Genomic DNA, 13,667 nt, shown 5'->3' on the forward strand with positions numbered 1-13,667 from the left:
TCTTTATTTTATGTCCATGTATTATCCCAGACTCCGGCTGCATACCAAAATCCATCTGCATAAACTAAGGTAGCAAGAGCTCCCCCAGCAATGTCAAAATTATTTGCGCCTCTTACAGTTTCTAAAATTCTAAGGTTGGCTGAATCATTCTGTTGCAAAACCATTATCTCCTTTCCGTTATAGATTGGCCTACTTGGTGTAGTAAATTTAACCGCTGATATTGTGGATCCAACTTTTAAGCCGTTTATGACAATAAAATCATACAATGAGGGATCGATCAATCTTGCGTCCGCATTTAGTGTTTCCTTATAGGTACTTTTTCCATTGATTAATGATTCATTAATAAGGGCTTTCCCGGTTAAAGCCAATATTGCATAATTGCTCAAACCGCCAGAGGCTTCGAAAATTGCTCCAACATTATTTGCGCCAGCAATTTTTGACGAAAAGTAGGCAGCTGCTGAAATTCCAGATGCCGAAGAAACTGCGTTTGCGCCAATAATTGCTTTGGTTACGTTGTTTCCTGATCCGGAAGCAGCAACAATCACAGCTGTTCCGTCATAATTTGTAATTCCGCCAGATCCAATTGACCAGCTTCCTGATATTATGGTGCCGTCAGAATTAATTCGGCACGGAGCGACATTCCTATTTGCATAAGGCGCGCCGAAGAATGCCACAACTGGACCGTCTCCCGAAACGTTAAATCCACATATCCCAGCCATTCCGATATTACTGGAATTGAATACTTCTATTTTCTTCCGGGCTTCAATTTCACCAGACTGCTTTATCCGTAAAGGAGCAACTGCCCTGTTGTCATACCCCGCCCCGGCCCAAAGCCTAATTGAATTATCAGCGGTACCCTCTCCGGTTATACCCGCCAGAATACTTCCACCACTTCCAGCTAATTGAATGCGCCCTGAGGTAACAATTCCTCCGTCAATAGTGGTAACCGTATTATCATAATTAGACGCAGCGTCCCAATCCAAGGCATTGAATGCACCTGTCAGCCTCTCTACAAGACAACGTTTTATATTGGTACCATCTGCCCAAAGATCACCTATATTATAAGGTGTGACCGGTGTTGTTACAAATATTTGCCTTTTATGATCAGCTGTGTCTTTTGCAAGTGCAGCCAAAGCAAGTGCCGTTTGTATATCCGAATCTGAAAGAATCTGCCAGCTGTATACTGCGCCATTTTTTACATAACGATACGATTTTCCAGTATTTGTGTTATAAAACAAATCGTTTACGTGCGCATCCCTTACTTCATTTGTTATCCAGTTGGTTGTTGGCTCGTTAGATAGTGTTGGGTCATAGGCATAATACCAGGTATCAATTTTCCCGTCAATACCAGCCAAAGTTTCATTCACATAATTAGTCAAAGTGCTAAAATCTTCTTCCAGATCCGCCACAATTCCTTTTGTTCCATCGGCGCGCCTAAAAGTGATCTTGCCTCCTATTTCTCCGTTATTGAGATCGAAATAAGTATCGCCACCAGCGCTTTTAATCATCCCAGTCGTTATAAATCCACCATTGATTGTCGTGGCGCCATAAGTTAGGTTAATCCAGCGAATGAAAAGAATAGGATCTACCGAGTGAAGCACACCCAGAAGAAAATGATAATATGTCGCATCATCATTTACTTTGATTTGATTCTGCGAAAAGAGGATGGATCCTGCATTTGTTGTTTTGTTACAGCGTCCATATATATAGTAGAAATTGTCATTACCAAGGGAAACCGTTTGGGCATTTATCGTCCAGTTTCTAACAGCATCCTCGATCGTATAATGAACCAGTGATCCACCATCTACCCGGACTACATTTTTATCTCCCTGATAATTCGGCCTGATCACCGTATTAAGCATCAGCTGCTGTGACTTGGCCCCCACGGAAAGCATACTTGTTTCGATGGAAAGAGGCTTTATTTTATCCGAATCGTAGTATCCATCTGTATCAAATACTCCTTTTAAAAGCTCTTGCTGCGTGCGCCAGTTCATCCGGGCTTTCTGTGGATTACGTAGGTCATTTATCCGGATGATTGTCTGGATATCGCGCTGATCATTGATAGTCTTGGCAATCGTGTTGACCTGATAGGAGTCCGAAACAACAAGGTCGTATTGATACTTAATCAATATTTGCCGTGTAAAACTGGTTATGCGCGTGGCCTTGTTAATTCCAAGATCGAGGTCTCGAATGTTTATGTAATCTCCGAGGGAAAAGAAATTAGTAATAGCCGAAGAAGAAGTCTGATTTGCCAAATATTCAGGTTTCACTTTCAAAGCAAATGAAACCATCGGCCAACAATTTGCATCAACAAAAGATTGACCTTTTGTCCTTAATTCTGTTTCCGCCGCCGTGACATAAGTATCCGGCATGTTGATGTCCAGAATCACATACTTATCACCAACAGCAAACATGAACGGCGAATCAAGCAGGGGTTTAATTCCACCTTGCTTTTCAGTCAACGCGATCAGGTGAAAACTTTTGTCTGCATGAACATATCCAAGTTTCTCTTGTAATTCGAATTCATAGCCAGCCAGATTTCCTGAATTAAAATGAATTTTGGCCGAAGTTCCTGCTATCAGATATTTTGTGTTGCCGGCTGTATCCTTTTCATTCAAATCAAAATCCATGGTACCATCAACGAAGCCGGTGATATCACCTCCATAAATTGCAGTAATTGTTCCTTCACGCTGTGGCTTTACTTCGTCAAAGTTTTTTGAACCTTCAATTATACCCAATGCCGCTACCGACGCAGCATTTTCAACATAATCGGATCCTTCATCCCCAATTTTTAACCGGTCTGAAAAATTCCGATAACCAGCTTTGATATTTTCTGTTGATCCCTTTGGATAAAGACGGTTAACCAATCCAGTTGGATTAACTGCTTTACGGCTGAGCTCATAAAGCCCATTACCTTTCCCATATGAAAAAGTATCATTAAGGATCTGCCCAATCTTTTTGACATTGATCGTCCTGGACCCATTTGAGTTCCGGATAATTTCAAATTCAGTAGAGAATGCCTGGCAAATAGTTTGAAGCGCAGCCAGGCAATCAAGATTTGAAAAAGTCACGGTTTTAGTGTCCGATTCTGCTATTTCTCCTTTAATCCACTTTCCTGCGCCAAAGGTTCGATTGGCGTTGTAGATCAGTGAGGAAATGAAAATATCTATAACGCCGGTAAGTGAAAACTCCCCAGAAGTATAAACGCCTAAAACGTCTGTATTAAAATACTGTGAGCGCAAAAGATCATACTGCACACCTTCAAAAACCAGATCATAGGAAAATTCCCGACCTGAGTTTTTTTGAGCTTGCGGCACATAATTCAGGGTATATTCGTCACTGAAAACCATGATTTTAGTTCCAATTTCCAGTTCCAGCGCTTTCGAGGATTGAACAGAAATATTGACTACGTCCTGACCAAGGATCTCCTTCACCTGTTCTGCTTTGGTGATGTCCGTTGCAGGATTAGTGCGTCTGAGCGGAAAACGAGTTCCGTCGGTTTTGATTAAGATAATTTGCTCCACACCTGTACCGCGTTAGTAGTGAATGTATCCTGATCAATATCTTCAATCACACCGGACATGACGATGTAGTATTCCCCGTTAGAGGAGTAATTATGTGTAATTGTGTTCGGCTCGTACAGCTGACTGGTTTGATTAAAATTGCTAAAAACGTCGTGCATAACCGATCCATCCCCCCAGTACACGTTAATCAAACTTGATGGTTTTAATGTAATTGAAACCGGCCCGGATGCGTCCGTTTTGATGAATTTTAAAATCCTTTTTACCGGCTCATCTTCTGTGAATTTCAACGTGAATTTGGTAAACATCTTACCGTCGCGCCATTTTTCAATATCGAATGGCATGGAATCTTTCACATAGGCTTCGAAGATCAATGGCTTGGTTCCCAATTGAATCATGATCCGGATTGTGCCTGACTTGGAGAGTTCTTCTTTAAATTCAAGCGCATTTTCAATCGTTGCATCCTTCCCGATTTCGGAGAACCAGCAGTCCATTTCAAATTGTCTTGGCTCAAATCTGATATCGTTCAGGTTGGTCGTTCTGCCGTGATAATCAGGCCAGTCGTATGAACTTGGATTCTTCATTTCCAACCTGTCGATGATTCCACGAATTGCTGAGACCGTAATCCCAAATTCCTTGAAATCACGGCCATTGATTAAATATTTCACTTCTAGTGTGGCGTTTGAAATAATATTGGCAAAATCTGACTGGCTTAATACCTGGTCATTCAGGACAATGAAGTTGTCGATATAACTGAACCCACTTCCAGAGTTAGGAGAATTTGACAAAAGGCAAAATCCTGTGGGACTACCCCAGCCTTCCGGAGTTTCTTTGTTGTCTATGAGTTTCGCATTGACATAGGTCATAAACCTGGTTCCATCTTTTACAATAGCAATATGAGTCCAGTTATGCAGTGTTGTTTTAAGCTCTACTCTTAAATACCTATTAGTCCCCGCATATTTGACAAGCACGTAGGTTTCAGTTGGGTATATTCCTTGAATTTCAGCCTGATACCAGACATGAACTGTGAAAGTTCCGTTGAGATTGATGGGTTGTGATCCAACTATTTCCGCTCTTCCATTACCCGGAAAATACACGCTATTGCCCTCTCTTCCTTTCGTAAATCGCCCGTCTGTAATCACAGCATGAAGACCGGAAGCGGAATAGTCATAGGCTATTTCCGATCCGTTCGACTCGTCGAATGGAAGGTGAAGTACTAGGGTCATTTATAGTGTGTGTTCTCATACAAATGTAACATAAAATATTTTTTATACTTACAATGTAAATATATTAAATAGTTTTAGTACGTTTGTTATGCGGGGTGGAGGAGATGGTACCTCATTGGGCTCATAACCCAAAGATCGGTCGTTCGAGTCGACCTCCCGCTTCTAATTAAAGTGGTATTGTTTCTGTGAGAGGCTACAATACCATTCTTCGGAATGGAAGTTCCAACGAACCCAAATCGACTCTCACGCGATTTGGGTTTCTTCATTTAAAAATGGTCGTTAAAAGTGGAAGGAAGTGTTCTTTTTGGAAACGCAAACGCGTATCCGATTTGTATCGTAAGAAGTAAGGGAGTAGTAAAAAGGAGCTTGAATATTCATACGCGGAGAATTGAAAGGCGGGTGTTTTATGAAACCGGAAGGCTGGTATTCCTGGGAGTTCGATCCTCTCAACGGCCGCAACCATCCAGACGACGAGAGGAGTTAGTAATACGGAATAAAGATCAAGAGGACGTTTACCCGGTAAAAGTGTAGGGAAATAATAAAGTCGCCCTTAGCCTGCTTGAAATTGAGGTCCTACAGGTGAAAACTCCACCGGGAATGTGTGACAAATTAGGCATTCCCGGTTTCAAAACTATCTGGATAACAACACTAAATAAGCGTAGAACCGATCCGTATAAATAATGAGGCAAGTACGGTCGATGTTGGTAAATCTAAGTGTTTTCTTGCCAGGTATCGTGAATGCCAAATGCAGATTAGTACAACATAACGGGGATAGTACCGGCAGCAGTAAAATGTTGCCGGTTTTCAAAGATTTCATTTCAAATTACAATGCAACAGTCATGACACAAGAATCAAAAGACAAATTGATTGCAGCAGGTCGTCAAGACTTGGTCGACAATTTCGAAATTAGTAAGTCTGGTAATGCTGGAATTTTACCTGGTGGCGAATTAGTTGATTGCCGTGTATATCCAAATGCAGTCCCGATTCCGCCAAATAATCCTTTTCTAAGTATTACGCCGCAAATGGCAAAAGATGCTGCAATAAATAATAAGAAATAGAACAACTTACACACACATGCCAAATTTCTGCCAAAAGTTCGCAATGAGATGTTCGGAGCAGCAGTGGAAAATTGCTCAGGTTGACGGATATCCTTTGTCTGTTCAATTGATAAAATTGGGATACGATCTTTCACTACTTCAATTTTACCCGAACAAGCCCTATGTTGCTACTTTCTACAAACAAAGTAGTAACAAGATTTCTACAACTAATACCCCTTTTAAAGATGGCAGGGAGGTCATGGAAACATTTGATGCTTCGCTGTTCTATGCGCTTTGCTGCCAATTGGATGGAGATCATGTTACGACAGGCGAATTTATTACCACCAATCAAGGCAAAGTATTTCAGGTCCATTCCTTAGAAGGTACCTGGCTGAGACATAACCACCCAGATGGGAAGAACTCAGCTTTCGCAAAGGCGTCTGTTCACAAAAGCACTTTCCCGGAATTATTTGCTTGGCTTAACGACAACCCGTTACCAGCTGTCGGAATGATTTCTATTGAAGAACAGATTCAAAAGAAAAATAAGCCTGAACGTAAGATCAAAACTTTGGAAGCAGAAGCCACTTCTGAATCAACACTGGCAGCAGCCGCAAAAATTTTGGCTTCTGTAAATGAGATGACCATTGAGCAAATGATTGATTGCTCAAATAGTTTGATTTATGGTGCGACTAAAAGCGAAAAAGAAATCTCTGATCAGGTTGCTGTTGAAATTATTCCAATAACTGAAAATAAATCCGTAGCGCCTCCATTCCCCTCTAATAAATCTGAGATTAATGAATGGTTAGGGAGTTTGGTTATTCCAAAAAGCAAGGATCCTGTCGTTCTGGAAAATATAAAATCTCACTGTATTTGTCAGCCAATGAATTTCAAAGATTTGCTGTCCTGGTTTGCTGATCACGATTCCATCGTATGGGGTTTTATTGAAAAAGGCGAGATTCATTCCGAAATCAGATCCATCAGTCATATATCGAAAGAAAGTGTTTTGTTGTCCGGAGATAATGCAGAGACGGAGTTTCATCAAATATTTCAGGATCAGCAGCACTTTTTAAACTATGCACTATCAAAAATCAAAACAGATAATCCATTATGAACTTCTGGTATTTTTTCTTCACCATTTATTTAATAAGCGGCTTTATAGTCTTCAATAATATTGATTTCGAGAGCGATGATCTCTGTTTCCTGTCGGATGAAGCCAGGTTCTTTCTGCCATACATTGCTTGGATACCGGTAATTAATTCTATTAATGCCATTGGAATAATAGGTGTTGATATTTACTATTTGATTAAAAAATTAGTTTTTGATATCAAATTTAAGATTTGGTTTTTGTATGCCAGGGAGATCAGTAATCGGTACTGGAAAATTCAAACTGATTTGATTAAGAAAAATGGTATTGACTGGTACTTGAAAGATTTAGATGAAGAAATAACCGGCTCTTTAAAAAAATGAAAACTGTTGAAGATAAAAAGTTGATTGGCACCTTCATTATTGAAGAGTACGACGGCAAAAAATATAAAATGCTTTTCGTTGAAGAAGTTCCGGAAGAAAAGACCGATGAAATTATAAGTAATGATCACAGAAATAACTTTTCCCGGGAAACTTCCCGGCAATAACGGGCCTGGGGGATTGCTCCGGATGCACTGGCGGAAAAGAAATAAGATCCGGGATACATGGGTTTGGTTTATTAAATCCAAAACAAAAAACCGGCATTTGGGGCCGGTTAAATTTGAATTGATTCGATATCACTGCCGACAGGAATTGGATTTTGATAATTTAGTTTCTACTGGAAAAATCCCTACGGATTGTTTAGTGTTGGCTGGGGTTATAATTGATGATAAGCCAGCGATAATCCAGGAACGGGAGTATCGGCAGGTTAAGGTTAAGAGGTTGGAGGATCAGAAGACGGTAATATTAATTGAGGATATACTGTAAGTGTTAATCTGGTTCAAAGTGCAATTTCTCTAACGGTTCTAACTGACTTTGTAGCATTAAATATTCAATATCATTTTCACCCAATACTTGAATTTGCCAAAGTGTATCACCATTTAGATTCAAATCTTTAATATATATCTGCTTTATATTATCTTTAAGAGGAAAAGTAATATTTAGTTTACAGAGCTTTCCTTCTATAAATGGATCAGGAGTTGGCCCCAATTCTAAAACTTTTAACATAAACGCTGTCGCGCCCATTTTAACTTTATACTTATAAATATTCATAATCAATTTGACAGATGCTCAATTGTGACCAATTCATAGTTTTCAATAACTTTTAAAAGTTTATGTCTACTCCGCTCTTTTACATTAAATAACTTGTAATCTTCAACTTGTTGCCTCAACTCATTGATCCTATTTTTAATCGTATCATATTGAAAATTACCTTCTCGAAGTACTATTGAAAAGTCACTTTTGTTATTATTCAAATAAAAAAGAATATCACGCAAGTCCTCCAGATTGAGACTAATTTTTTCATCATAATTATTGTAAGTCCCAACCCTAGTGTTGATATGATTAAATTGCACAAACTTACCTGAATGATGATTTTTTCTAAATTCCCGTTTGTGTGATCCTTTTGTCGTTTCTACAAATCTTAAATTAAGTAATATATCTGCAATATCAGATTGGCTTAAATATTCGCTTTTCATTAAATTTTAAGTTTAGTAATTTCCATTTCTCCAAAACCTTTACCGGATCATAAAGCACAAATGCCCCGCCATAATATTCAATCTTGTTGCCTGCATTGATATATTCCAGAGCCTTTTCTTTCATACCAACTTCCCGAGCAAGCGATAATACATATTCCTTTTGATTCTTCCGAAGCGCTGTAAAGAATTCTATCGAAATATTTATTATTCGGTTTTCATTGGCCGGATCCTTCTGCTTTCGGTAAAGTTTTATCAGTAGATCATAAGGCTTGTAATTTGGATATCGATGCTCAATCAGCGTTTCATAAATCCAAATTGCTTTTTCAGCCTCTCCTTTCTTTGTAAATTCCTGAGCTTGACTGATTAGATTTAGAAACCATCGCTTTACTTGACCATAGATAAAGTAATCCCGGAATTCAACCGGTTTAAATTTTTGCAGGTAATGGTTTGTTGACATTCCTTCCGGCTTATCGTAATAGAAATTGAAAGGTGGGAATTGGCGCTGCATTTCCAGTAGCTTTTCGCCGAGTGTGGTTCCCGCAGTCGTATTATTAGCAATGAACTCTATTATTTGAAGTTGTAATTCCTGCATATGATATCTATTTCACATGCAAGATATAAGGATTTGGAAGAAGGGTCGGTTTTATTAGAATCGACAAAAAAGGTAATTTTTATAATATATTTATATTGTAAGTATATTTTATTCATATATTTGTGATGTCATATCGCAAAACTTTGGTGTACGAGCCTGATATTTTGCGAAAGCAACGGAGAAGTCCGTAAGCCCATTAACAGCTCGTACCTGTTTTTGGGTTTTTTTTGTCTTGACCGGTATATCGATGAACTGAATTTTGGTAAAAGAAGAGCTACTAATTGACGAAGGCTTGTGTTTAATAACTTTATTAATTTTACAAAATGAATAAAGAATTACTTCTTCAAATGATAAGTGAAAAGTTGGTGACGGTTCAAAAACACCCGTCCGCTGATTTGTTTATCTATAATTATTCACCCACTGTTCAATATGAAAAACTGTGGAATGAAATCACTTTGCAAACTCGCGGATTGATTCTTGATTCCGAAATGAATTACGTTGCTCGCCCATTCTCAAAATTTTTCAATTACGAAGAGCATAAGCCAGAAGAAATTCCACTGGTCCCTTTTCAAGTCTTTGATAAACTTGACGGATCGCTAGGTATTCTTTATTGGATAGAAAATGAGCCCTACATCGCTACGAGAGGAAGCTTTACAAGTAAACAGGCTCTTCATGCAACGAGCATATTGCATGGAAATTATTCACATTCTTTTTCTAAGCTTGAAAAGGATAAAACTTATCTTTTTGAGATAATCTACCCAGAAAATAGAATTGTAGTCAATTACGGCAAGCTTGATGATATAATCCTATTGGCGATTATTGATAACGAAACCGGCCTTGATTTACCATTACCTGATCAATCATTCTTTAAGTGCGTAAATAGATATGATGGTTTGTCGGATCTTAATAAAATACGAGAAATTGATAATGCTGACGATGAAGGTTTTGTAATTCTTTTCTCCAATGGAATGCGCCTTAAGATGAAATTCAAGGAATATGTTCGGCTTCACCGTATTATAACTGGGGTGTCGAATATTGCCATTTGGGAGTATTTAGCCGAAGGCAAACCTTTTGATGAATTACTTGATCGCGTGCCTGATGAGTTTTATGATTGGGTTAAGAAAACAGAATCGGAACTAACTGGTAAATTCACTGAGATACTGAATCAATGCAATAGTGTTTTCATGGTAAAAGAATCCAGAAAAGAAACTGCTTTATACTTTCAAACTCAGAAATATCCACCGATTTTATTCCTTATGCTGGACGAAAAAAGTACTCACAAGGCAATTTGGAAACTCGTGCGCCCGGCTTATTCAAAACCATTCAAAAACGAAATCTAATGAAAGTAATATTAACTAAATGGCTACCGGGATCAGGTAAATCTACATGGGCAAAAAGTATAATCGATAAAAATCCCAACACCTATAAAAGAATAAATAAGGACGATCTCCGCTCAATGATGGATAATTCCAACTGGTCCAAGGACTCAGAAAAATTCATTATAAAGGTGCGTGATACACTAATTCTCCTTGCACTTGAACAAGGAAAGCACGTTATAATAGATGACACTAACCTCGCCCCTAAACATGAGGTACATATCCATGATCTTATCAGAGGCAAAGCAGAATTGGAAATTAAGGATTTCACAGACGTCTCAATTGATACCTGCATCAAATGGGATTTAAAAAGAGCCAACTCCGTAGGTGAAAAAGTAATCCGAAACATGCACAATCAGTTTTTAAAACCTGAAAATGAAATAATTGAGTTTATTGATGGCCTTACATCTGCAATTATCTGCGATCTGGACGGAACACTAGCAAATTTGAACGGACGAAACCCGTACGACGCTTCAAAATGCGATAACGACCTTCTTAATCACGTTGTCGCTGGGATTATAAAAGGAAAAACTGTCATTTTCATGTCTGGACGTGAGGATAAATACAGAGCCCAGACTGAGTTTTTCCTGTCAAAACATGGAATAGAATACGTGGGCCTATTTATGCGTGCAACTGGCGATTCCAGAAAGGATTCAATTGTCAAACGAGAACTTTTCGATGCAAACGTCCGTGGAAGATACAACATAGAATTCGTTCTGGACGACAGAAATCAAGTGGTAGAAACTTGGCGCCAAATGGGTTTAATATGTTTACAGGTTGCAGAAGGAGATTTTTGATCTAATTAATAATAAAATGTTTAAAGTATATCAATACTCGACCGGGAAGCTTATCCCGTCTTTCAACGGAAAATCATTTTCGTCGATTGAAGATGCGCAGCAAAATATAAAATGGTGGTTTGAAATGAGAAGGAATAATCAATCTGCTCAGTTTGTAATTGCTTCCAATGATAGGATAGTTAAACTTTTAACCGTAGCAGATCTATGAACGCCGTCAATAATTTTCAACAAATAAGATCTTTGCTAAACTGGGAATCTGACGGTGATTATTACTACTGTCAATTGATCCTCCGGAAGAAGGATGGCGCGACTACTTTTGGGAATAAGAATAACAGCGCCAGACTGATAAAAACGTATTGCTTTTTCAACTTTGAACAGTTTGATCAAAAGCAGGATGAGATAATTCAACTATGTGAAGAATTCAAATGTAGGGCTGGAATATCTTTGAATAAAAGGAATGAAGAGAGGATAACTTTGGAATTGTTAAAGCAAATAACAGAAAGAATAATATCCAAAAACCACATTGGCATTAATGGAATTCTAAATTCCGCAAACGGACAGCAGACTAGTAAAGACAGGTTTTGGCTTATAGATTGTGATTCCCCAGAAGAAATGGCCATTGCGTCACAAATTTTGTCAGATGAATCTATCAAGCCTGATGGAAATAAAATCTTAACCACGATTCCTACCTATGACGGATTCCATTTGGTGACTAATAAATTCGACGTTATGTATTTTAACAAGCTTTGCCAGGAAAAAGGCATATCCGTTGAGATTCATAAGAATAATCCGGTGGCGCTGTATTATCCAAGCAAATGACACTATTCATTAAAATTTAAGAAAAGGCGGTAGATTTAACTATCGCCTTTTTTTGTTTTGAATTGTTTTATAACCGTTTAATAAATTTTATCAAAAATATTACAATACAACTTTGTAATATCACATTTTTTTATTTACTAGCGAGCTCACGTTTTAATTACCCTTCCAATATGACTAAAAAGTGTACTAAAATAAGCCTGGAATACGAACTATATCAATTACTTTTAAACAAAAAGAAGGCCATAACTGAACCTCAAATTATTCTTGAAGACAGGGAGGGTAATTGGAGTAGATATCGGACATCCATTGAACATGACTCAGATGATGAAATAATTTTTGAAGCGGATAAGAAAAAAAGAGAAGCAAAATATGGATTAAAAATATTTATTAAATATTTTATAGATAGTCCAGCCTATTACTTTGATTCGGATGGTCCTTCACATTTTAACAATGACGGAAATACAAAGTTAGACCGAACTCAAATTAAGACGCCTCATATTAATTACTATGATTCCAACGGTGTTAATAGAGCTTTAAGAGACGACTTTATTGATAAAAATGAAGAAAATCTGCAAACAGATATTAACTTTGGAATGAGTTTTTTCTGCAAATACATTAATACTAATCAAAATACCATTATTCCACAAATAATTCAAAGTAAGCAATTGGGAATGTTTCCCGATGAAGAAATTGATTTACATTCTGGAATTACGTTCGACAATGAAGACTGATCTAACCGGAATTTTCAGGAATGTAAAATCTCAATTTTGCAATCTGATTGACTATAAAATTCGAGGTAATACTATCGAAATAATAACAGCTGTAACAACATTGTCTAATCACTATGTTTCCGTATTTATTAGTAAAGAGGGGGAAAAATTTGTGATTTCAGATGGTGGATGGGTTGATAGAGATTATTATAATGATATTCATGTTCCGGGGGAAGAAGATATTAATGTGCGAGTAGAAGATCAAATTAGATTACACTACGGCATTAAAATAGCTACCCATAAAGACGGAACTGTCTACAATTACAAATCCACGGACGACGAAGACCTAATTGCTTTAATGGTGTTTGAGGTTAGTAATTTCATAAGTCTTCTTTCGAACAACCAGTCAATATCTTATTTAGAAGAAAAATCAATTGCTGAAAGAAAGAAATTCTCTACAGAGGTTAACGGTTTTCTTAAGCAAGCATTTGGAGGAGACTTGGAGCTCAATGACTCATTGTCGGTTGATAATGAAGAGTTGAATAATGTTAAGTTTAATGCGATTATACGAAAACCATCCCAAACTTATCTGGTAATGTATGTCACTGGCTACCATACCAGAAATTTTATTGGTAGCGCAAGTGAGGCGATTGTTAACTTCCAATTATCCAATAAATATACATCTGCAAAGAATTTTAGTAAGACAGCGATAATAAACAACCAGGCTAATGGCTTTAATCCCTATAAAGTAAACGACTATCTTCAAGAGTTAACTAATATTACAAACCATAAGTTAATTGAGTTTTATGATGATCGTGATTCTATTTTTAAACTGATACCGCAGAGAGCGTATTAGTTAAATGCTTATTATACTAATATCAGATTGAAAAATTATTGCCCCGCTACCTTCTAAGTAGTAGGGCAATAAA

General features: G+C 37.7%; 14 protein-coding genes and 1 tRNA gene. 10 read left to right on the forward strand and 5 right to left on the reverse strand.

Annotated features, from left to right (window positions below; all coding sequences use genetic code 11):
• Positions 1-8: 8 nt before the first annotated feature.
• Positions 9-3,524 carry a hypothetical protein gene (locus FZF08_RS06970; RefSeq protein WP_159467923.1) on the reverse strand — a complete coding sequence of 1,172 codons (3,516 nt, stop codon included), beginning with the start codon at positions 3,522-3,524 and terminating at the stop codon, positions 9-11.
• Positions 3,506-4,747: a hypothetical protein gene (locus FZF08_RS06975; protein WP_159467924.1), complete on the reverse strand. Its 1,242-nt coding sequence runs from the start codon at positions 4,745-4,747 to the stop codon at positions 3,506-3,508. The genes FZF08_RS06970 and FZF08_RS06975 overlap by 19 nt, the downstream gene beginning before the upstream one ends.
• Positions 4,748-4,836: 89 nt before the next feature.
• Here FZF08_RS06975 and FZF08_RS06980 point away from each other — a divergent pair.
• From FZF08_RS06980 to FZF08_RS06995, 4 genes are all read left to right on the forward strand, one after another.
• Positions 4,837-4,909, forward strand: a tRNA-Met gene (locus FZF08_RS06980).
• 518 nt (positions 4,910-5,427) lie between these two features.
• Positions 5,428-5,805 carry a hypothetical protein gene (locus FZF08_RS06985; protein ID WP_159467925.1) on the forward strand — a complete coding sequence of 126 codons (378 nt, stop codon included), beginning with the start codon at positions 5,428-5,430 and terminating at the stop codon, positions 5,803-5,805.
• 43 nt (positions 5,806-5,848) lie between these two features.
• Positions 5,849-6,895, forward strand: a complete 1,047-nt coding sequence (locus FZF08_RS06990) for a hypothetical protein (protein WP_159467926.1) — start codon at positions 5,849-5,851, stop codon at positions 6,893-6,895.
• A gap of 352 nt (positions 6,896-7,247) precedes the next feature.
• Entirely contained in the window at positions 7,248-7,415 is a 168-nt protein-coding gene (locus tag FZF08_RS06995; RefSeq protein ID WP_159467927.1) for a hypothetical protein, read from the forward strand.
• Positions 7,416-7,737: 322 nt separating this feature from the next.
• Here the strand turns inward: FZF08_RS06995 and FZF08_RS07000 are convergent, their stop codons facing one another.
• From FZF08_RS07000 to FZF08_RS07010, 3 genes are read right to left on the reverse strand one after another with little or no spacing between them, the layout of a single operon-like run.
• Positions 7,738-8,019: a hypothetical protein gene (locus FZF08_RS07000; RefSeq protein WP_159467928.1), complete on the reverse strand. Its 282-nt coding sequence runs from the start codon at positions 8,017-8,019 to the stop codon at positions 7,738-7,740.
• Between the two features lie 2 nt (positions 8,020-8,021).
• Positions 8,022-8,444 carry a hypothetical protein gene (locus tag FZF08_RS07005; protein WP_159467929.1) on the reverse strand — a complete coding sequence of 141 codons (423 nt, stop codon included), beginning with the start codon at positions 8,442-8,444 and terminating at the stop codon, positions 8,022-8,024.
• A complete protein-coding gene (locus tag FZF08_RS07010; RefSeq protein ID WP_159467930.1) occupies positions 8,416-9,036 on the reverse strand; it encodes a hypothetical protein in 621 nt (206 codons plus the stop codon). Before FZF08_RS07010 ends, FZF08_RS07005 begins: the two co-directional genes overlap by 29 nt.
• Positions 9,037-9,359: 323 nt before the next feature.
• Between FZF08_RS07010 and FZF08_RS07015 the strand changes: the two genes are divergently transcribed.
• The 6 genes from FZF08_RS07015 to FZF08_RS07040 all read left to right on the forward strand — a co-directional run bounded on the left by FZF08_RS07015 (position 9,360) and on the right by FZF08_RS07040 (position 13,594).
• Positions 9,360-10,376 (forward strand): RNA ligase, encoded by a 1,017-nt coding sequence (locus tag FZF08_RS07015; protein WP_159467931.1) that lies wholly within the window; start codon positions 9,360-9,362, stop codon positions 10,374-10,376.
• Positions 10,376-11,209, forward strand: coding sequence for an AAA family ATPase (locus FZF08_RS07020; RefSeq protein WP_159467932.1), 834 nt, complete (start codon positions 10,376-10,378; stop codon positions 11,207-11,209). Before FZF08_RS07015 ends, FZF08_RS07020 begins: the two co-directional genes overlap by 1 nt.
• 16 nt (positions 11,210-11,225) lie before the next feature.
• Complete coding sequence (locus FZF08_RS07025; protein WP_159467933.1) at positions 11,226-11,417, forward strand: hypothetical protein; 192 nt, start codon at positions 11,226-11,228, stop codon at positions 11,415-11,417.
• Positions 11,414-12,028 (forward strand): hypothetical protein, encoded by a 615-nt coding sequence (locus FZF08_RS07030; RefSeq protein ID WP_159467934.1) that lies wholly within the window; start codon positions 11,414-11,416, stop codon positions 12,026-12,028. Before FZF08_RS07025 ends, FZF08_RS07030 begins: the two co-directional genes overlap by 4 nt.
• A gap of 170 nt (positions 12,029-12,198) precedes the next feature.
• A complete protein-coding gene (locus FZF08_RS07035; protein WP_159467935.1) occupies positions 12,199-12,759 on the forward strand; it encodes a hypothetical protein in 561 nt (186 codons plus the stop codon).
• Positions 12,749-13,594, forward strand: a complete 846-nt coding sequence (locus FZF08_RS07040; protein WP_159467936.1) for a hypothetical protein — start codon at positions 12,749-12,751, stop codon at positions 13,592-13,594. Before FZF08_RS07035 ends, FZF08_RS07040 begins: the two co-directional genes overlap by 11 nt.
• The last annotated feature ends 73 nt before the right edge of the window (positions 13,595-13,667 follow it).

Origin of the sequence: Dyadobacter sp. 3J3 (assembly GCF_009801115.1) — a bacterium.
Classification (GTDB): Bacteria; Bacteroidota; Bacteroidia; order Cytophagales; family Spirosomataceae; genus Dyadobacter.

Excerpts from the sequence above, each read along its gene's own strand:
- FZF08_RS07015 (WP_159467931.1), top strand. The coding sequence starts at position 9,360 with ATGAATAAAGAATTACTTCTTCAAATGATAAGTGAAAAGTTGGTGACG.
- FZF08_RS07030 (WP_159467934.1), top strand. The coding sequence starts at position 11,414 with ATGAACGCCGTCAATAATTTTCAACAAATAAGATCTTTGCTAAACTGG.
- FZF08_RS06990 (WP_159467926.1), top strand. The coding sequence starts at position 5,849 with ATGAGATGTTCGGAGCAGCAGTGGAAAATTGCTCAGGTTGACGGATAT.
- FZF08_RS06975 (WP_159467924.1), bottom strand. The coding sequence starts at position 4,747 with ATGACCCTAGTACTTCACCTTCCATTCGACGAGTCGAACGGATCGGAA.
- FZF08_RS06995 (WP_159467927.1), top strand. The coding sequence starts at position 7,248 with ATGAAAACTGTTGAAGATAAAAAGTTGATTGGCACCTTCATTATTGAA.
- FZF08_RS06985 (WP_159467925.1), top strand. The coding sequence starts at position 5,428 with ATGAGGCAAGTACGGTCGATGTTGGTAAATCTAAGTGTTTTCTTGCCA.
- FZF08_RS07005 (WP_159467929.1), bottom strand. The coding sequence starts at position 8,444 with ATGAAAAGCGAATATTTAAGCCAATCTGATATTGCAGATATATTACTT.
- FZF08_RS07010 (WP_159467930.1), bottom strand. The coding sequence starts at position 9,036 with ATGCAGGAATTACAACTTCAAATAATAGAGTTCATTGCTAATAATACG.
- FZF08_RS07025 (WP_159467933.1), top strand. The coding sequence starts at position 11,226 with ATGTTTAAAGTATATCAATACTCGACCGGGAAGCTTATCCCGTCTTTC.
- FZF08_RS07040 (WP_159467936.1), top strand. The coding sequence starts at position 12,749 with ATGAAGACTGATCTAACCGGAATTTTCAGGAATGTAAAATCTCAATTT.
- FZF08_RS07000 (WP_159467928.1), bottom strand. The coding sequence starts at position 8,019 with ATGAATATTTATAAGTATAAAGTTAAAATGGGCGCGACAGCGTTTATG.
- FZF08_RS07035 (WP_159467935.1), top strand. The coding sequence starts at position 12,199 with ATGACTAAAAAGTGTACTAAAATAAGCCTGGAATACGAACTATATCAA.
- FZF08_RS07020 (WP_159467932.1), top strand. The coding sequence starts at position 10,376 with ATGAAAGTAATATTAACTAAATGGCTACCGGGATCAGGTAAATCTACA.